Source organism: Methyloversatilis thermotolerans (genome assembly GCF_000372885.1).
GTDB classification, from domain to species: Bacteria; Pseudomonadota; Gammaproteobacteria; order Burkholderiales; family Rhodocyclaceae; genus Methyloversatilis; species Methyloversatilis thermotolerans.
Genome location: NZ_KB889967.1, coordinates 1,973,082 through 1,991,682 on the forward strand (window position 1 = coordinate 1,973,082; position 18,601 = coordinate 1,991,682).

Here is an 18,601-nt window from a genome sequence, read left to right on the forward strand (position 1 = left end):
AACCCGCAACATCCCCACGGAGAACCCGATGAAGAAAATCCTGCTCGGCCTGCTGGCCGGACTGATGCCGCTGCTGGCGCTGGCAGCCAACCCGCAGGTCGAACTGAAGACCTCGCAGGGCACTATCGTGATCGAGCTCTACCCCGAAGCCGCACCGGTCACCGTCGACAATTTCGTGCAGTATGTGAAAGCCGGCTTCTACGATGGCCTGGTGTTCCACCGCGTGATCGACGGCTTCATGATCCAGGGTGGCGGCTTCGACGCCCAGATGAACCAGAAGACCACGCGCGCGTCGATACGCAACGAGGCGAAGCAGGCGCTGGAGAAGGGCGTGCGCAACGCGCCCGGCAGCATCGCGATGGCGCGCACCAATGACCCGAATTCGGCCACCGGCCAGTTCTTCATCAATCTGGTGGACAACCGCATGCTGGACTACCCGGCACGCGATGGCTACGGCTACGCCGCCTTCGGTCGCGTGGTGAAGGGCATGGAAGTGGTGAGCAATATCGGCCGCACCCGTACCGGCAACGTCGGCCCCTTCCAGGACGTACCGCTGACGCCGATCACCATACAATCGGCACGCATGATCGAAACACAACCCTGAGCGCGCACGCGATTCCGCGCCCGCGCGCACGCTCGAACCCGCGCCCTCGTGGCGCCCACCGGAGAAATCATCATGGTCAGACTGCACACCAATCACGGCGTCATCACGCTCGAACTGGACGCGGAAAAGGCGCCGGAAACCGTCGCCAATTTCCTGTCCTATGTCGAGTCGGGTCACTACGACAACACCATCTTCCATCGCGTGATCGGCAATTTCATGATCCAGGGCGGCGGCTTCGAGCCGGGCATGAAGCAGAAGGACACCCAGGCGCCGATCAAGAATGAAGCCGGCAACGGCCTGTCGAATACGGTCGGCACCATCGCGATGGCGCGCACCTCCGATCCGCACTCGGCCACCGCGCAGTTCTTCATCAACGTGAACGACAACCTCTTCCTGGACAAGGAAGGCGCGCAGGACGGCTGGGGCTACTGTGTGTTCGGCAAGGTGAGCGACGGCATGGACGTGGTGAACAAGATCAAGGCGGTGCGCACCGGCCGCTCCGGTTTCCACCAGGACGTGCCGGTCGAGGACGTGGTGATCGAACGCGCCGAAGTGGCCTGAGTGCCGGCCGTTTCCGCGTGGACCTGATCTGTTCCGATCTGCACCTGTCGGCCGCCACGCCAGCACTGAACGCGGCCTTCGTGGCCCTGCTCGAAGGTCGCGCGCGGCAGGCGCAACGGGTATTCCTGCTGGGCGATCTGTTCGAGGCCTGGACCGGCGACGAGGATGTGGATGATCCGGGCTGTCGCCCGGTCATCCATGCACTGCGGGCGCTCAGCGATGCCGGCTGCGAAATCCATGTGCTGCCGGGCAACCGCGACTTCCTGCTCGGTGCCGGTTTCGCCGCAGCGACCGGCGCGCGCATCCACGGCGACTGGATGATTGCCGACATCGCCGGCGAGCGCACGCTGCTGCTGCACGGCGACACGCTGTGCACCGACGATCTGCCCTATATGCAGTTCCGCGCCATGGTGCGCAACCCGCAATGGCAGGCCGCGTTTCTCGCCCGACCGCTGGCCGAGCGCCACGCCATGGCGGAAGACGTGCGCCGGCGCAGCAAGGAAGCCACTGCCGGCAAGGGTGAATACCTGATGGATGCCAACGCCGATACGGTGGCCGCCACTTTCCGCCAGCACGACGTGCGGCAGATGATCCACGGCCATACCCACAGGCCGGCCCGGCATGCGCATGAGGTCGATGGGGTGCGCTGCACGCGGCTTGTGCTGGCCGACTGGCGCGACCGCGCCTGCTGGTTCGAAGCCGACGCACGGACGCGGGTCGCGCTCACCACTGCGGACGACGGTCAGGTCGTGCGCGACACCCGCTACCCCGACTGAGGACATTCACGATGAGCACCGACGAACTGCGCATCCGCCTCGCCGCGGACGGCCGCATCGAATGCCGGCGCGGCGACGCCGCCCCGGCCCTGACTTTCGACCCGCACTTCTTCGGCCGTCCCGACAGCAACGAAGCGCAGGCGGCACTCGGCCGCTTCGTGTTCGCGCTGCTGCAGACGGTGGCGCCAGCCGCCGCGGACACACGCGATGCCGTACTCCCCGCCGACGATCCGGACAGCCCGGCTGCGCTGTACCAGCAGTTCGTCGACCTGCAGAACCGCGCGATGAAGGAGTATTCGGACAGCCTGCTCGCGATGGCGGAACAGGCGCTGCAGCGCTCCGCCGCCGGCGGCTTCGAACAGGCCATAGACGCGCTGAAGGACTGGCCCACCATCAAGGGCGTGGCCAACATGATGTTCGCGCGCGGGCCGCAGTAAGCCGAACCGGGCCGATGCGCGCGATGCGACTCCGCTCGGCATGAACATCGCACAACCGAGGGCGGGCGCTCAGCGCGCGGCCGCCGGAAACCGTACCTGTACCCGCGCCCCCGGGCGGCCGTCCCTGGGTTCGAGCGCATGGGCGTCGGCCTCATGCAGGCGCGCGATTTCGCGCACGATGGCCAGGCCCAGGCCACTGCCCTGCCCGCCCGACTGCGGGCAACGGTAGAAGCGTTCGAACACCCGCTCCCGGTCCTCGGCCGGAATGCCCGGGCCGTCATCCTCGACCTCGATGAAGGCGTGGCCGTCCTCGACGCCGGTACGCACCGTCACGCGGGCGCCGGCTGGCGCGTAGATGAGCGCGTTGTCGATCAAGTTGGACAGCACTTCACGCAGCAGCCAGGTGGAGCCGATGATGCGCGCCGATCCCGCTTCAAGGCCGATGTCCATCTGTCGCGCGAGCGCGCGGTCGTGCGCGTCGGCCACCGCCTGTGCGGCGAGATCGGCCAGTTCGACCTGGTGCTGGTCGTGACCGGCGGCCGCCTCCGGCGTGGCACGCGCCAGCGCCAGCAACTGATGGGCGAGATGGCCGATGCGGTGGGCGGCGGTGAGCAACTGGCGTATGCGGCCCTGCTGCGCCGGCGGCACCTCTTCGTGCGCCAGTTCGAGCTGGGTCTGCAGCCCGGCCAGTGGCGTGCGCAACTGGTGTGCCGCATCGGCCAGAAACTTCTGCTGCGACTCCGATGCGCTGCGCAGGCGCGCAAGCAAGCGGTTCATCGCGCTCACCAGCGGCATGGCTTCCGCCGGCACACCATCCACCGGCAGCAAACCGAGATCGCGCGCCGAGCGCGCCTCGATCTCGCGGCTCAGCGCGCGCAGCGGGCGCAGGCCCAGGCTCACGGCGGAAATGACCAGCACCAGGGCGACCAGCATGAAGGTGAGGTTGGGCCACATGACCGCAAACAGGATGCGGTCCGCCACCGCCTGCCGCTTGTGCATGGTTTCCGCGACCACCACGGTCACCATGCCGGCGCTGGTGGGCGTACGCAATGCGGCGATGCGCACCGGCTGACCGTCCAGTTCGCCATCGCCCACCTGCAGCGTATCGCCGGCCTCCATCGCGGGCAGTTCCGGACGGCCGGCCAGCGTGTCCCCGTCCGGCGCGATGACGCGGAAGAACAGTTCGTCGCCGGAACCGCGCAGGATGCGTATCACGTCCTCCGGCAATGTCACCTCGATGCCGGGCGGACGTACCCGGATGCGCGCCGCGATCGCCGCGGCGGCATCGGCCAGCTCGTGGTCGTAGGCGTCGTTTGCCTGGTCCAGCGCGAAACGGTAATCGAGCAACAGGCTCACTCCGAGCAGCAGCACCAGCGGCACCAGCAGCAGGGCAAGCAGGCGCAGCCGTATGCTCTTCATCGCGCCGGGGCTTCCATGCGGTAACCGAGCCCGCGCACGGTGAGGATGCGCACACCACCCGGTTCGAGCTTGGCACGCAGCCGCGACACATAAAGCTCCACCGCATTCATGTTCAGTTCGCGATCCCAGGCACTGAGGCTTTCCAGAATCTTTTCCTTGGCGACCACGCGCGGTGCGGCCAGCAGCAGCAGTTCCAGGGTCGCCCACTCGCGGCCGGTCAGCGCCAGCGGCGCGCTGCCAAGCATGGCTTCGCGCGTGCCCATGTCCAGCGTGAGCGCGCCATGCACGATGACCGACGAAGCGACCGCACGGCTGCGGCGTATCAGCGCCCGCACGCGCGCCACCAGCTCACTCAGATGGAAAGGCTTGATCAGGTAGTCATCGGCGCCCAGTTCCAGCGCATCGACGCGGTCTTCCAGCGTGTCGCGCGCGGTCAGTATCAGTACCGGCAATGCCACGCCCTCGCGCCGCAGGCGCCGCACCAGTTCCAGTCCGTCCATGCGCGGCAGCCCGATATCGATCACCGCCAGATCGTAATGGGTGAGCTTGAGGCTGCCGAGTGCGGCTTCCGCGGTATCGATCAGGTCGACATTGAAGCCCTGGGCGGAAAGCCCCTCGCACACGCCGCTGGCAAGCAGCGCATCATCCTCGACCAGCAGCAGACGCATTGTCCTCACCCGTTACCGCACCATGGGTGCCATCGTAGCGCGCCGGAGGGATGGCGAAGCGCGCGTACAGCGTGGGCAGCAGCAGCAGTGTGAACAGCGTGGCGGAAATGACGCCGCCGACGATCACCACGGCGAATGGCCGCTGGGTCTCCGAGCCGATGGCGTGCGACAGCGCGGCCGGCAGCAGACCGAGGCCGGCCATCAGCGCCGTCATCAGGATGGGACGCAGTCGGGACACCGCGCCTTCGATGACGGCTGTCGACGCCGACCGTCCGTTCTCCAGCAGTTCCACGATCTGCTCCACCATGATGACGCCGTTCTGCACCGATATGCCGGCCACCGCGATGAAACCCACGGCTGCCGACACCGACAGGTGCAACCCGGCCAGCCACAGCCCGACCAGCCCGCCAACCAGCGTGAAGGGCACCAGCGCCATGATGAGCGCCGCCACGCGCATCGAGCGGAAGGACCAGAACAGCAGCGAGAAGATGGCGAGCAGGCTGATCGGTACGATGACGGCGAGCCGCTTCATCGCACGCTGCTGGTTCTCGAACTGCCCGCCCCAGCTCATGCGGTAGCCCGCCGGCAGGCGGACTTCGCGCTCCACCGCCTGCATGGCTTCGGCAACGAAACTGCCCTGGTCGCGACCGATCAGATTGGCCTTCACCGCCACATTGCGTCCGCCGGCCTCGCGCTGGATGCGCGAGGCGCCCTGGCGGATTTCGATGTCGGCCAGTTCGGACAATGGCAGCGAGCCGCCAGCCGGCACGGACACCTCGAGGCGCCCGAGATCCTCGACCGCGTCGCGATACGGCTTGTCCAGCCGCACCACCACATCGAACACGCGCTCGCCTTCGTAGAAGTGGCCGACCGCACGGCCGCCGAAAGCGGTTTCCACCAGCGCGGACACGTCGCCCACGCGCAGGCCCTGACGCGCCAGGCGCGCGCGGTCGGGCGTCACCACGATTTCGGTCTGCCCGCCGGTCTTGATCGCCGCCACGTCGGTGCTGCCGCGGATGCGCGCCAGAATGGCGGCCACCTGGTCGGCCTTGTCCTGCAGGATGTCCAGATTGGGACCGAATATCTTGACCGCCACCTCGCCCTTCACGCCGGACAGCGTTTCCTCGACATTGTCCTGGATCACCTGCGAGAAGTTGGTGGGCAGACCGGGTATCGCCCGCAGCTTCGCCGTCATGTCGGCCACCAGCGCCTCCTTGCTGGCGAAATGCCACTGGCTGCGCGGCTGCAGGTCGGCCAGCACCTCGATATTGTTCGGGCCTTTGGGATCGGTGCCCTCGTCCGGCCGCCCGACCTGGGTGAGCACGCTTTTCACTTCCGGATACTGGCGCAGCAGCGCGCGGATGTCGCGTTCGACTTCCTTGGACTGGGCGAGCGCGGTGGCCGGAGCGAGCGGCACGGTGAGCCAGATATTGCCCTCGTCCAGCCTGGGCAGGAATTCGCTGCCCAGCCAGGGCACCAGAGCGAGCGATGCAGCCAGTGTGGCCGCGCAGGCCAGCAGCAGCGGGGCCATGCGCCGGCGCAGTGTGGCGAGCAGCGCACGATAGCGGTTCTGCAGCGACGCCATCCAGTGCAGATGTACTTCAGCCATGTCCCGCTTCGTCAGCACGCCGGCCAGCAGTGTCGGTACCAGGGTGAGCGTGAGCAGGATGGCCCCCAGCAGCGAGAAGGACAGCGTGTAGGCCACCGGCGAGAAGATCTTTCCTTCCACCCGTTCGAACGTGAAGATGGGCAGAAAGGCCAGGATGATGATGGCCTTGGAGAACAGGATGGGGCGCGCAAGTCCGACCACCGTGCTCCGCAACGCATGCAGCCGGAAGGACACCGGGTTGTCGCGCGCCGAAGCATCCTGCGCGTGAGTGGCCAAGCGCACCATGAGCGCTTCGACCATCACCACGGCACTGTCGATGATGATGCCGAAGTCGACCGCGCCGAGCGATATCAGGTTGGCGGACACGCCGCGCGCATGCATCAGGATGAAGGCGAACAGCAGCGTAAGCGGAATGACGCTGGCAACGATGAGCGCTGCGCGCCAGTTGCGCAGGAACACGATGAGCACCGCCACCACCAGCAGCGCTCCCACCGCCAGATTCTCGGCCACCGTGCGCACGGTGTGATCGATCAGGTCGGTGCGTTCGTAGATCGGACGCACGCGCACGCCGCGCGGTAACTGACCTTCGCTGTTCAGCCGGTCCACGCGTTCCTTGAGCGCCTCGACCACCTTGACCGCGTTCTCGCCCTTGGTCATGACGACGATGCCCTGCACCACCGAATCGTGCTCGTCGTAGGCGACCACGCCGGACGGCAGGCGCTCGCCGGTGCTTACCTCGCCCAGATCGCCCACCGTCACAGTACGGCCCTGGTCGGCACTCACCACCACGGCACGGATGTCGTCGAGGCTGCGGAACAGGCCCATGGAGCGCACCAGCAGGTTTTCCTCGCCGCGACGCAGCACACCGCCCGACGCATTGGCATTGTCGGCAGACAACGCCGACGACACCTGGTCCAGCGTCACGCCGTAGCGGCGCAGGCGGGCCGGATCGACGGCGACGTGGTATTCCTTCACCGTGCCGCCGAAACTGGTGATGTCGGCGATGCCGGGCACACGGCGCAGCGTCGGTCGCACCACCCAGTCCTGCAGTGCGCGTACCTCCGGAAGGGGCATGCCGGCTGGCGCCTCGATGATGTAGCGATACACCTCGCCCACCGCCGTGGCCAGCGGTCCGAGCTGGGCCTGCACGCCGGGCGGCAGGTCCACCGTCTGCAGCTTTTCCAGCACCTGCGAGCGCGCGAAGCGGTCCTCGGTACCGTCGGCGAACACCAGCGTGACGATGGACAGGCCGGTCATCGAGACCGAACGGATCTGCGTGGCGCGCGGCACACCGCTCATTTCCCGTTCGATCGGCAGGCTGATCGAGCGCTCGACCTCTTCCGGCGACTGGCCGGGATACTGGGTGATCACCTGCACCTGCACATCCTGCACATCGGGAAAGGCCTCGATCGGCAGTTCCAGCCAGGCGCGCAGGCCGAACACGGTGAGCGCGAAGGTCATCAACAGCACGAACACGCGCTGCTGTATGGCGAAGGTGGCAATCTTGCTGAACATCATCTGGACTCGGCGATCTCGGCATCCAGCAACAGGGCACCGCGCACCACCACGCTGTCCCCTCCCTTGAGCGCCCCAGCGTCGGCCGGCGTCACATAGGCCTCGCGTGCATCCTGGCGCAGCGCATGGACGCGCCGCTTCTCGAACCGTCCGGGCGCGGTCTGCACGAAGACCGAGGTGTACAGGCCGTCACTCACCAGGGCCGTGGTCGGCACGCGCAGCGCATGCTGGCCGCTGTCCGACAGCACCGATGCGCGCGCGAACATTTCCGGGCGCAGTTCGCCCCCCGGATTGGGCAGGCTGCAGCGCACCTGCACGCGGCGCGTCTGTGGATCCAGCAGCGGCGCGATGCGCGCGACGGTGGCGTCGAAACGACGTTCCGGCCAGGCTTCGACGCGCACGTCCAGCTTGTCGCCGACACGCAGCTTGCCCAGATCCTGTTCCGGCAGGTCGATGACCAGCCAGAGCGAGGACAGGTCGGACACCACGAACAGCGGGCGCTCGGCATCCGGTCTCACTTCGAGCCCCGGCGTGGCATTGCGCTCGACCACGGTGCCGGCGAACGGACTGTGCAATGCCAGCGACTGCCCGTCGCCCACACCGGCAGGCGCCAGCGCCGACAGCCGCAGTCGCGCGCGCTTCGCCTCCGCCTCGGCGGCGGCCGATTCCGCCTGCGCGACTTCGAATTCGCGCCGCGGCAACACCTCCGCCTCCATCAGCGTACGCGCGCGGTCCAGCGCCTTGCGCTTGAGATCGGCGTCCGCGTCGGCGCGTCGCTGATCGGCTGCGGCCTGGCCCAGATCCGGCGCATCGATGACCGCGAGCGCAACGCCTGCCGCGACCGTATCGCCCAGCGTCGCCCCGAGTTTCACGATCCGGCCGGCAAGCGGGCTGAACAGGCGCGCGGTGCGGTCTTCCGCCATCGCGATGCGCGCATTCAGCGGCGCCGTGACCGGAAGTTCGACATCCACTGCCGGCGCGGTCACCACGAAGGACAGTTGGGACGCCCCGGGCGGCAAGGTCAGACCGTGCGCCGGTGCCACGGCCCCCTCGGGTCGGACGGTCGCCGGTGCACCATCCCCACGCAAGGCGACAAGACCCGCCACCGCGAACACGGCACACGGCAAGGTCACGGCCAGCACGCGACGGCGGCGCGGGAGGAAAGAGGACAATGAGGTCATGGCAATCAGAAGGGCTGGTTCAGTGCGGCAGCAAGTTCCGCACGGGCACGCGCATAATCGGCCCGAGCCGACAGCGCTTCACTCTCGATGGATCGCAGCGTGCGCCGGGCGTCGAGCACGTCGAGTACACCGACCGCGCCGTGCTGGAAGGCGAATTCGGTGGCTTCGGCGGAACGGCGCGCCGACGGCAGCACGGTATCGGCATAGCGGCGCACGCGTGCCGCCTGCGCCTCGGCCTCGTTGCGCCGCAGCCGCAGTTCGGCGCCGGCTTCCGCCTCCACGCGCTGCTGCTCGTCCTCGGCCGCGCCCAGTTCGGTATAGGCAGCCTCGATCTCGCCGCGATAGTCATAGCCGTTGAACAGCGGAATCGAAACGCCCACGCCATACATGGCCCGGCCATCCGGCGGGAAGTGCTCGTACTGAACGCCTATCGTGATGTCGCGCGTGCGCAGGCTTTCCGCCAGGCTGCGCCCCTGTTGCGCGGCGAGCAGTCGGGCACGCGCGGCGCGCAGATCCGGTCGCTCGCCGGCGGCGGCATCCGCCGCTGCCGGCAGCGCATCGGGCTGCGGCCAAGGGTCGGCCGCATGCAGCAGAGCATCTTGCCCGTCGAGCGCCAGCAGGCGCGCGAGCGCGGCCTGAGCACGGCGCAGATCGCTGTCCGCCACCCTGAGGTCGGATTCGGTGCGCAACTGGTCCAGGCGCACGCGCTCCAGGTCGCTTGGCGCCAGATCGCCCGCCGTCACGCGAGTGCGGGCACGACTGACCGTGTCGTCCAGCAAGGCCAGGGTCTGCTGCAACAGCGCTCGCCGATCTTCAGCCAGCTTCAGGTCGAAGTAGGCGATGCGCAAGGTCTTGAGCATCTGCCGCCGCGCTTCGTCCTGGTCGGCCCGCGCCGCATCGAGCAACAGATCGGCCTGGGCCATGCGCAGACTGCGCTTGTCGCCACGCTCGAAAGTCTGTTCCAGCCTGAGCACGGTGTCGACGCGCTTGTCGGCCAGCGATCCCGCACCGATGCCGCGCGACGGATTGATGTCCGTGGTATCGAGCGACAGCGTCGCATTGGGTCGGGCGGCGGCGCCCAGTGTCGCCGCCTGCGCCCGCTCGACGTCGCGGCGGGCGCGGCGCAGATCGCGGCTGGCATCGAACAGCCGCTGCTCGGCCGCCCGCAAGGTCAACGCCGATGCGTCCGGCGCGGAGACGAAAGCGGTCTGCGCATGGGCCTCCGGCAGCGGATGCCCGAGCGCAACAGTGAATGCCCATGCCACGGCAGACAGTACGCGTCTGCATCGCGCAGGCCATCGGCCGGTGTTGATCGACGCGAGCGTGAAAAAGGGTCTAGAGGTCATGCGCGACAGCCTAGGACGGGCAGGCTGTCGCATTCCTGTCAGCGCAGAAGGCTGTCGGGCGAGAAGATGGTGCCGCTTGTCGGATTCGAACTGACGACCTACCGCTTACAAGGCGGTTGCTCTACCAACTGAGCTAAAGCGGCGCGGGCAACATTATAGCGCCTGTCCGCAGCAGCCGCCGCATCCACGATGGCGCCCTCGCCATCGGCAAGAGAACTCATCAGAGCAATCCGCATCGGATAAACTGCACGCATCGCAACAATGCTTCCGCGCATCAGCGCCTCCCCGGCCACGGCGGGCCGGTCTGGCGGATGGAAGCCTGAGAGATGTCAGACACCCTGGCCCCGGACGCCCCTGGACCCCATACGCTGAATGTCCTGCTGATCGAGGATTCTGAGGACGATGCGCTTCTGCTGCTGCATCGCTTCCGCCTCGCAGGCTACCAGGTGCACTCGTGTCGCGTGGACAATGAACACGACCTCAGGGCGGCGCTTGGCGTGCGCACCTGGGATGTCGTGCTGTCCGACCACAACATGCCGCAGTTCTCGGCGATGGCCGCCCTCGGGATCCTGCAGGCGCAGGGCCTGGATCTGCCCTTCATCATCGTATCCGGCGTGATCGAGGAGGACCTCGCGGTAGCAGCAATGCGGGCCGGTGCCCACGACTATCTCGGCAAGGGCAACCTTGACCGCCTGGTGCCTGCTGTAGAGAGGGAAATGCGCGAGGCGCGCAATCGCGCCGAACGCCACAGCGCGCTCGATGCGGTGCGCGACAGCGAGGCACGATTCCGCGCGCTGGCGGCCAACATCCCCGGCATGGTGTTCCAGTTGCTCCGTCACGACGACGGCGGCTGGCGTTTCCTGTTCGTAAGCGAAGGCTGCCAGGCCCTGCTCGCACTGAAGCCGGCGGAACTCATCGCGCAGCCGCAGCGCTTCCTCGACATGGTGCTGGCAGAAGACATGCCGGAGCTGAACCGCGCGATGCAACATTCCGCGCAGACCACGTCGACGGTGAACTGGGAAGGCCGCATCCGTCTGCCGGACAGCGACGTGAAGTGGGTGAACCTGCGTTCGTCGCCGCGGCAACTGTCTTCCGGCGTCACCATCTGGGAAGGCATCGTATCCAACATCACCCAGAGCAAACTCACGGAGCGCGAGCTGCGCCAGTCCAGAGGGCAGCTCGCCGAATTGTCCTCGCACCTGCAGATCGCCAAGGAAGAGGAACGCGAGCGCATAGCCCGCGATATCCACGACGAACTGGGCGGACTGCTGGTCGCGCTGAAGTTCGAGGTGTCGCTGCTGGCCACCAAGACCGGCGGCGATCCTGATGCGATACGCAAGCGGGCGGACAGCATGGGCAAGCTGGTCGATGACGCGATCAGCACCGTGGGACGCATCGCGCGCGAACTGCGCCCCGGCATACTGAAGGAGTTCGGACTGGCGCCCGCCGTGGAGAGCCATGCCGAGGATTTCGCGGGACGCACCGGCCTGAAGTGCGATCTGCTCTGCATCGACCATGACATCGAACCGGACGAGGAAACCGCCATCGCGTTGTTCCGCGTGTTCCAGGAGGCGCTCACCAATGTGTCCAAGCATGCGCAGGCACACAAGGTGGAAGTGCGCCTGACGCAGGAGGACGACGACATCGTGCTCGAGATCGCCGACGACGGACGCGGCCTCGCACCTGCCGACCTGTCCAAACCCAAATCATTCGGCCTGCGCGGCATACGCGAGCGGGTGGCCCACCTGAACGGGCGCTTCGAAGCAAGCGCGCGCGAAGGTGGCGGCACCCGCCTGCTGCTGCGCGTACCGGCCTGCCGCCGCACAGTACTGGAGTTCGCACGATGAGCAGCATCCGCATCCTGATCGCCGACGACCACGCCATCGTGCGTTCCGGCCTGCGTCAGATCCTTTCCGACAGCCCCGATCTGGTGGTGACGGGTGAAGCCGGGAACGGTGTCGACGCGATGCACAAGCTGCGCGACGGAAACTTCGATCTGGTACTGATGGATGTGTCCATGCCCGATCGCAACGGTATCGACACGCTGAAGCTGGTGCGCAAGGAGTTTCCCAAGCTGCCGGTGCTGGTGCTTTCCATGCACCCCGAGGAACAGTATGCGATCCGTGCGCTGAAGGCCGGCGCTTCAGGCTATCTCACCAAGCAGAGTGCGCCCGAACAGCTTGTCACCGCCATCCGTCAGGTGGCGTGCGGCAAGAAGTACGTGTCGCCGTCGCTGGCCATGGAACTGGCCAACGCGATCACCGAGGACAGCGAACGGCCGCCGCACGAAAAGCTGTCCGACCGCGAATACCAGACCCTGGTCATGATCGCCTCGGGCAAGACACTCACCCAGATCGGCGAGGAGCTGAACCTGAGCGTGAAGACGGTCAGCGTCTACCGCGCGCGGCTGCTGGAAAAGATGCGCATGAAAAACAACGCCGAATTGACACACTACGGACTCAAGCACGGACTGGTCGATTGACGGACCGATGAGCCGGTCGCCGCAGGGCTGCGCCAGTCGATCCGGGTAATCGATCGTCAGATTCAGCTAAAGCCCGTCCTTCGACAGCCGTTGATTGCAAACGTTAAAGACGGTGAATGACCGAATGTCAGATGCCATGCAGCCGCTAGAGATCGCGCGAGAGGCCCTGCGGCGGCTGTCCATGCGGCAGTTGCCACCAACCCCCGACAACTATCGTGCGCTGTATCACGAGATTGCGGGCAGCAAGGCTGACGACCTGTTCCCGGAACGGGCACTCAAGCTTGTCTGCAGCACGCTGCCCAGGCTGAACAAGGGCCATATCGAATTCGCCGAGCGACTGGAAAGCGCAGTCGCCAGCCGAAGCTGGTCGGCCATCAGTGGCGCGCTGGTCGGTCTGCTGCGCGCCCAGGCCGCTCCACAGAGACGCTGGACCGCCTTGCTGAAGGACGTATTCCGTCAACTCGATCGCAAGCACGCCTCGTTCAGCTTCGCGCAGAAACAGCAGGCCTTGCAACAGGCGCTCGATGCCAGCAATGGTGAACTCGAACGTCTGTACGACAGCTTTTCCGAACTGGCGGACAAATGGGAGAACGCCCAGGAGGAAAAACCCGCCGCGCGCAGCGTCGAGGCGGACCCGATCGCGGGGGCCGCGACCGACAACAGCGACGCCGCCCTGCGCGATCTGTTCGCCCGTACGCTGGAAACGGTGGTGGCCAGCCTGCTCATTTCGTCGCCGGAACTGAAGGAAGAGGCGGCGGAACTGGGACAGGTGCTGCGCGAAGTGCGCGACATGCGCGAGGTCGATGATCTGGCGGCACGGATGCGCACGCTGCTCGATCGACTGAACTGGGTGGTGGACGACCAGGCGGAAATACGCGCGGGGCTGCTGTCCCTGCTGGATCTGCTGCTGAAGAATATCGGCGAACTGGTCGGCGACGACCGCTGGATGCGGGGACAGATCGAGTCGCTGCGTTCGCTGTGTGACCATCCTCTCAGCGCACGCGAACTGGACGAGGTAGAACGGCGACTGCGCGAGGTGATTTCCCGTCAGGGCTCCCTGCGCGGCAACATTGACGACGCGAAACACCAGATCAAGTTGATGCTGGCCGGATTCGTCGAGGAGCTGGGCAATTTCACCGATGCAACCTCCGGCTTCGGCGCGCGCATGGAAGGCTATGCACAAGCGATTGCCGATGCCGAAGATCTCGTTTCGCTGCAGGACACCATCGCCGAAGTCATCGATGCAACGCGGCAGATGCGGGACACAACGGAAAGATCACGCCTGCAGATCGACACCATGCGCGAGCGGGTACGACTTGCGGAAGCCGAGATAGAGCGGCTGCAGCTCGAGCTGGAACAGACCAGCGAACAGATGCGCCATGACCCGCTGACCGGTGTGCTCAATCGCAAGGGGCTGGAAGAATCCTATGGCAAGGAACTGTCGAGAGCCGCGCGACGGGGTACGCTGCTGTGCCTCGCGGTGCTCGATATCGACAATTTCAAGCGCCTGAATGATACCTATGGTCATAACACCGGGGACGAGGCGCTGCTCCACCTGGTGTCCACCGTGCGCGACTGCCTGCGTCCGCATGACACGCTGTCCCGATATGGTGGCGAGGAATTCGTCATCCTGTTGCCGGAAACCTCGGTGGACGATGCAGTCGTCGTGCTGCAGCGGCTGCAGCGCGAGCTCACCAAGCGCTACTTCCTCGCCAACAACGACAAACTGCTCATCACCTTCAGCGCCGGCGTCACCATGGTGCAGCCGAACGAAACACAGCTCGCGGTGATCGAGCGCGCGGACAGCGCCATGTACAAGGCAAAGGCGACCGGCAAGAACAAGGTGGTGGTTGCGCCGCAGCCCTGAACACCGCGCCCACCGGCGATCCGGACACATTTGCTCACAGCGCGGAAGTGGCCTGTAGGGTCATTCCGGGATGATTTCACGGCCCCCACGGAACACATGAGGCTCCGTCCGGCGCCGACGGCTCCGCCCTAAAGTTTTTTCGCCTCGCCGCACAGCCGCGACGGCAAGCCATTTTCCGGGCACATCGCCTGAAAGCCCTGTGCAGAAAGGCTTTCAATCCAACGGCGTCCTAAAGTTTTGTCCTGTGTTCTCCGTTACTTGTCTCATCGGCGACATCAACATCGGGTCATGTAACCCAGAGCGCCGTAACCAGACAGACTTCGTGACAGGAGAAAGAAAATGCCTCAAATCATCAACACCAACGTTGCCTCGCTGACTGCACAGCGCAACCTGAACGCCTCGCAAAACTCGCTCTCGACTTCGCTGCAACGCCTGTCGTCGGGTCTGCGCATCAACAGCGCCAAGGACGACGCCGCCGGTCTCGCGATTTCGGAACGCATGAGTTCGCAAGTGCGCGGCCTGAACCAGGCTGTGCGCAACGCCAACGACGCCATCTCGCTGACGCAGACCGCCGAAGGCGCAATGACCTCGATCTCGGAAGGCCTGCAGCGCATGCGTGAATTGTCCGTTCAGTCCGCCAACGACTCGAACAGCGCCAGCGACCGCCAGGCCCTGCAACAGGAAGTGGCCCAGCTGCAACAGGAAATCAACCGCATCGCGACGACCACACAGTTCAACGGCAAGAACCTGCTCGACGGCTCGTTCGCCGGCCAATATTTCCAGGTCGGTGCCAATGCGAACCAGACCATCGGTCTGAGCCTGAACAACACCAAGGCGACCAATATCGGCGCCAACACGGTCACCGCCACCGGCACGCTGAACAACGCAGTCGCGGCCGCCGCAGGTGCAGGTGCACGTGTCGCCAACACCGTACTCGCCGGTGAAGACCTGACCGTGACCGGTTCCATCGGCACCAAGGCCATTGCCGTCAATGCGGGCGACTCCGCCAATACCGTCGCCGCCGCGGTGAATGCCGAAACCGCCAGCACCGGCGTGCAGGCCACCGCCCTGACCGAAGCCACGCTGAGCAACCTCGGCGCTACCGGCACCGTCAGCTTCACGCTGTTCGGTTCCAACTCGACCGGTGTCGCGATCTCCGCCACCGTCGGCAACACTGCGGACCTGAGCTCGCTGTCGACCGCGATCAACAACTACGCAGCCACCACCGGCATCTCTGCCACGGTGTCCGGCGGCACGATCACGCTGAAGTCCGAACAGGGCTATGACATTTCGATCACCGACTTCGCGAACACCGCGGGTGCGACCGGCACGATCGACCTGCGCGGCCGCGATGCCTTCGCCGGCACCAACTCCGGCGCCGCAGTCACGCTCGGCGCAGCAGCCGGTACCGACTCCTCGACCGTCGGCGGCACGCTGAAGTTCACGTCGTCGGAAGCGTTCTCGGTCACCAGCGCCGCAACCGCCGCCGCGACCAACGGTCTGTTCGTGAGTGCCACCGCAAACGCCAGTTCGCTGTCGTCGGTGGCTGCGATCAACGTCGGTTCGCAGACCGGCGCCAACGCGGCGATCGATGTGATCGATGCCGCCCTGCAGTCGATCAACACCCAGCGCGCGGCGCTCGGTGCGGTGCAGAACCGGGTGACCAACACGATCGCGAACCTGCAGACCACGTCGGAAAACGTGAGCTCCGCCCGCAGCCGTATCCTGGATGCCGACTTCGCGGCCGAAACCGCGAACCTGACGCGTGCCCAGATCCTGCAGCAGGCGGGTACGGCGATGCTGGCCCAGGCCAACTCGCTGCCGCAGAACGTGCTGAGCCTGCTCCGCGGCTAAGCGCGCAGCTGACAACGGGACGCGGGTAACCGCGTCCCGACTGTAGCAAGGGGAGAACGTCATGGCCATACAGCCTGTACCCAATGCCCTGCCCCAGCTCACCCCGGTTGCCAAGGCGGCAGCCGGGGTGAAGCCCGTGGTGGCAGACACCAGCAAGGACACCGTCACCCAGACCCCGTTGAGCAACGAGGAGGTCGAACGCACGGTGGACGAAATCAGGCGCTATATCGAGCCGGTGGACCAGAACTTGCAATTCTCGATTGACAAGGACACCGGGAAGACCATCGTGAAACTGATTGATTCGAGCACCAAGGAAGTACTGAGACAGATTCCGTCTGAAGAACTGATCGCCATCGCCCGTTCGCTCGGCAAGGGGCAGGGCGGCCTGATCGAACGCAAGGCCTGAGGCGGACATCATGGCCATTACCTCGACAGGACTGGGTTCCGGACTGGATGTCGAATCGCTGGTGAGCTCGCTCATGGCGATCGAACAGCGGCCGCTCACCTTGATGGCGCAGAAGGAGGCTTCCGCGCAGGCGAAGATTTCTGCCTACGGCTCCCTGAAAAGCGTTCTTTCCTCACTGCAGACCACCGCGCAATCGATATCGACCACGGCAAGTTTTACCGCGCGCAAGGCAACGATATCCAATGCCGATGTGGCAACAGTTGCCGCAACGACTGATGCGGTTGCCGGCAACTACAAGGTGACGGTGAACTCCCTTGCCGCCTCCCAGGTAGTCGCGTCGTCGGCTTTCAGCAGCCGCACGGATGCGGTCGGCAGCGGAACAATCACGATCAAGCTCGGAACCTACAGCGGCGGAACATTCACGCAGAATGCGTCGAAGACGCCTGTGGACATCACGATTCCATCCGATGCCAATACGCTCGAGGATGTGCGCGACGCGATCAATGACGCGGACGCGGGCGTGTCCGCCTCCATCCTGAACGACGGCAACGGCATGCGTCTGGTGCTGAGTTCGAGCGATGGCGGCACGGCAAACGCCATGCAGATCAGCGTGACCGACGGCGACGGCAACAATACCGATGCGTCCGGCCTGTCGCGGCTGGTGTACGACGCCTCCACCGGCGGCACGTCCAACATGACTCAGCAGGTAGCAGCAGCCGATGCCTCGCTGACCGTGAATGGCATCGCCATCACGTCGAGCTCGAACATCCTGACCGATGCGATAGACGGCGTAACGCTCAACCTGAAGAGCACGGCCGTGGGCGAAACCGCCACCGTCACCGTGGCGTCCGACACCAGCAACGCCAAGAGCGGCATCGAGAAGTTCGTCGCCGCTTACAACACGGCGGTGACTGAGATCAAGAAGCAGACCGCATACAACACTGAAACAGATACCGCCGCCACACTCAACGGCGAAAGTACGGCGACCACGCTGCGCAGCAAGCTGTCATCCATGATCAGCCTGCAACTGGGCAAGGATGTCAGCCTGTCGGCCATTGGCGTCGAGTTGCAGAAGGACGGCACGCTCAAGATCAATTCGGACAAGCTCACGACCGCGCTGAATGACGGTCGCGCCCAGAAGCTCTTTGTCGGTACCGATGGCACCGATGGCCTGGCCAAGCGCATGGACGACATGCTGGATGGCGTCCTCGACAGCACGAACGGATTATTGACAAGCCGCACCAACGGATTGAGCGCATCGGTCAAGGCACTGGAAAAGCAGGCGGATGCGCTGGCCACCCGACTGGAGTCGATCGAGGCGCGCTACCGCAAGCAGTTCACGTCGCTGGACACCTTGATGAGCAGCATGAGCTCGACAAGTTCGTATCTGACACAACAACTGGCAAACCTGCCGACCTACAGCAGCTGACGCCAACCACGGGACGCATCTGTCATGTTTGCATCACTATCCAATCCGCGTCAGGCATACGCCCAGGTGAGCACCGAAGCTCTGGTCGAGGGTGCCGACCCGCATCAGCTCATCCTCATGCTGTTCGATGGCGCGCTGATGTCGGTGTCCACCGCGGCTCACCAGATCGAGATGGGCGACATCGCCGGCAAGGGGCACTCGATTTCCAAGGCGATAGACATCATAGGCAACGGACTCAAGGTAAGTCTGGACCTGGACGCCGGCGGCGATCTGGCTCAGCGCCTGTTTGCCCTGTACGACTACATGAACATGCGCCTTCTGCACGCGAATTCAACCAACGACCGCGCCGCGCTGAGCGAAGTGGGCCAGCTTCTTGGCGAACTGAAATCGGCCTGGCAGGAAATCCGGCAAAAGCTGCAGCAGGGTGCCCCGCTCTGAGGCGGAATG

Annotated in this window: 16 protein-coding genes and 1 tRNA gene; 11 read left to right on the plus strand and 6 right to left on the minus strand. The window is 65.5% G+C overall.

Annotated elements, in window-relative coordinates; genetic code table 11:
- Positions 1 to 28: 28 nt before the first annotated feature.
- From A3Q7_RS0108655 to A3Q7_RS0108670, 4 genes are all read left to right on the plus strand, one after another.
- On the plus strand, positions 29 to 604 hold the full coding sequence (locus A3Q7_RS0108655; protein ID WP_018411472.1) for a peptidylprolyl isomerase: 576 nt from the start codon (positions 29 to 31) through the stop codon (positions 602 to 604).
- A 72-nt stretch (positions 605 to 676) separates the two neighbouring features.
- Positions 677 to 1,165 carry a peptidylprolyl isomerase gene (locus tag A3Q7_RS0108660; RefSeq protein WP_026224636.1) on the plus strand — a complete coding sequence of 163 codons (489 nt, stop codon included), beginning with the start codon at positions 677 to 679 and terminating at the stop codon, positions 1,163 to 1,165.
- Between the two features lie 17 nt (positions 1,166 to 1,182).
- Entirely contained in the window at positions 1,183 to 1,941 is a 759-nt protein-coding gene (locus A3Q7_RS0108665; protein WP_018411474.1) for a UDP-2,3-diacylglucosamine diphosphatase, read from the plus strand.
- A gap of 11 nt (positions 1,942 to 1,952) precedes the next feature.
- Complete coding sequence (locus A3Q7_RS0108670; RefSeq protein WP_018411475.1) at positions 1,953 to 2,378, plus strand: hypothetical protein; 426 nt, start codon at positions 1,953 to 1,955, stop codon at positions 2,376 to 2,378.
- 69 nt (positions 2,379 to 2,447) lie between these two features.
- On the opposite strand, the gene A3Q7_RS0108675 is transcribed toward A3Q7_RS0108670, so the two are convergent.
- The 6 genes from A3Q7_RS0108675 to A3Q7_RS0108700 all read right to left on the minus strand — a co-directional run bounded on the left by A3Q7_RS0108675 (position 2,448) and on the right by A3Q7_RS0108700 (position 10,259).
- On the minus strand, positions 2,448 to 3,797 hold the full coding sequence (locus A3Q7_RS0108675; protein WP_018411476.1) for a sensor histidine kinase: 1,350 nt from the start codon (positions 3,795 to 3,797) through the stop codon (positions 2,448 to 2,450).
- Positions 3,794 to 4,465 carry a response regulator gene (locus A3Q7_RS0108680; protein WP_018411477.1) on the minus strand — a complete coding sequence of 224 codons (672 nt, stop codon included), beginning with the start codon at positions 4,463 to 4,465 and terminating at the stop codon, positions 3,794 to 3,796. Before A3Q7_RS0108680 ends, A3Q7_RS0108675 begins: the two co-directional genes overlap by 4 nt.
- A complete protein-coding gene (locus A3Q7_RS0108685) occupies positions 4,440 to 7,589 on the minus strand; it encodes an efflux RND transporter permease subunit (protein WP_026224637.1) in 3,150 nt (1,049 codons plus the stop codon). The genes A3Q7_RS0108680 and A3Q7_RS0108685 overlap by 26 nt, the downstream gene beginning before the upstream one ends.
- On the minus strand, positions 7,589 to 8,770 hold the full coding sequence (locus tag A3Q7_RS0108690) for an efflux RND transporter periplasmic adaptor subunit (RefSeq protein ID WP_157278140.1): 1,182 nt from the start codon (positions 8,768 to 8,770) through the stop codon (positions 7,589 to 7,591). The genes A3Q7_RS0108685 and A3Q7_RS0108690 overlap by 1 nt, the downstream gene beginning before the upstream one ends.
- A gap of 5 nt (positions 8,771 to 8,775) precedes the next feature.
- Entirely contained in the window at positions 8,776 to 10,116 is a 1,341-nt protein-coding gene (locus A3Q7_RS0108695; protein WP_157278142.1) for a TolC family protein, read from the minus strand.
- A 67-nt stretch (positions 10,117 to 10,183) separates the two neighbouring features.
- Positions 10,184 to 10,259 (minus strand) — tRNA-Thr (locus A3Q7_RS0108700).
- 183 nt (positions 10,260 to 10,442) lie between these two features.
- Between A3Q7_RS0108700 and A3Q7_RS0108705 the strand changes: the two genes are divergently transcribed.
- From A3Q7_RS0108705 to fliS, 7 genes are all read left to right on the plus strand, one after another.
- Positions 10,443 to 11,963, plus strand: coding sequence for a hybrid sensor histidine kinase/response regulator (locus A3Q7_RS0108705; RefSeq protein WP_018411481.1), 1,521 nt, complete (start codon positions 10,443 to 10,445; stop codon positions 11,961 to 11,963).
- A complete protein-coding gene (locus tag A3Q7_RS0108710; protein ID WP_018411482.1) occupies positions 11,960 to 12,598 on the plus strand; it encodes a response regulator in 639 nt (212 codons plus the stop codon). Before A3Q7_RS0108705 ends, A3Q7_RS0108710 begins: the two co-directional genes overlap by 4 nt.
- A 124-nt stretch (positions 12,599 to 12,722) precedes the next feature.
- Positions 12,723 to 14,465: a GGDEF domain-containing protein gene (locus A3Q7_RS0108715; protein ID WP_018411483.1), complete on the plus strand. Its 1,743-nt coding sequence runs from the start codon at positions 12,723 to 12,725 to the stop codon at positions 14,463 to 14,465.
- A 339-nt stretch (positions 14,466 to 14,804) separates the two neighbouring features.
- Positions 14,805 to 16,319: a flagellin N-terminal helical domain-containing protein gene (locus tag A3Q7_RS0108720; RefSeq protein WP_018411484.1), complete on the plus strand. Its 1,515-nt coding sequence runs from the start codon at positions 14,805 to 14,807 to the stop codon at positions 16,317 to 16,319.
- 61 nt (positions 16,320 to 16,380) lie between these two features.
- A complete protein-coding gene (locus A3Q7_RS19650; protein WP_018411485.1) occupies positions 16,381 to 16,725 on the plus strand; it encodes a flagellar protein FlaG in 345 nt (114 codons plus the stop codon).
- 10 nt (positions 16,726 to 16,735) lie between these two features.
- On the plus strand, positions 16,736 to 18,154 hold the full coding sequence (gene fliD, locus A3Q7_RS0108730; RefSeq protein ID WP_018411486.1) for a flagellar filament capping protein FliD: 1,419 nt from the start codon (positions 16,736 to 16,738) through the stop codon (positions 18,152 to 18,154).
- A 24-nt stretch (positions 18,155 to 18,178) separates the two neighbouring features.
- Positions 18,179 to 18,592 (plus strand): flagellar export chaperone FliS, encoded by a 414-nt coding sequence (fliS, locus tag A3Q7_RS0108735; protein WP_018411487.1) that lies wholly within the window; start codon positions 18,179 to 18,181, stop codon positions 18,590 to 18,592.
- The last annotated feature ends 9 nt before the right edge of the window (positions 18,593 to 18,601 follow it).